This is a genomic window from Streptomyces katrae (genome assembly GCF_000966975.1).
In the GTDB taxonomy this organism is placed as follows: domain Bacteria; phylum Actinomycetota; class Actinomycetes; order Streptomycetales; family Streptomycetaceae; genus Streptomyces; species Streptomyces katrae.
Genome location: NZ_JZWV01000508.1, coordinates 1 through 540 on the forward strand (window position 1 = coordinate 1; position 540 = coordinate 540).

Consider the following 540-nt stretch of genomic DNA (forward strand, 5'->3'; position numbering starts at 1 on the left):
GCAGGGCGGCCCGGTCCGGCCCGCGTACGTCCCGCCGCCGGAGCCCGGTGCCCCCGCCTACGGCTACCCCCAGACCGGCCACCCCGCCGCCCCCGAGGGCCCGGGCACCCCGGGCTACGGCTACCTGCCGCCGGTGGCGGGCGGGGCCGCGGGCTCTGTGGCGGACGCCGCGACGCAGTACATAGCGCCCGTCCCGGGTGCGGCCGGGGCGCCGATGGCGGACGCCGCGACCCAGTACATGGCGCCGGTGGCGGGCGGGGCCGCGGGCTCGGTGGCGGATGCCGCCACGCAGTACATGGCGCCGGTGCAGACGGGTCCGGGCGCGCACGTGGCGCACGCGGCCACGCAGTACGTGCCCCAGGTGGGCGCCGCCGGGCCCGCTGCCCCGTACGCCCCGCCCGTTCCCCCCGCCCCGGCCGGCCCGGGCGTGCCGGGGGCCGTGCTGGCGGCTGCCGAGACCCAGGCCGTGCCCTCGGTGGCGGGGATCCCGGCGGGGGGCGTGCCCCCGTACGACCCGCCGCACGGAGGCGGGGCCGCGAC

The 540-nt window shown here is 82.8% G+C and carries 1 pseudogene; it reads left to right on the plus strand.

Features of this window, described 5'->3' with window-relative positions:
• Positions 1-540, plus strand: a pseudogene (locus tag VR44_RS18575) (SUKH-4 family immunity protein); the annotation flags it as partial.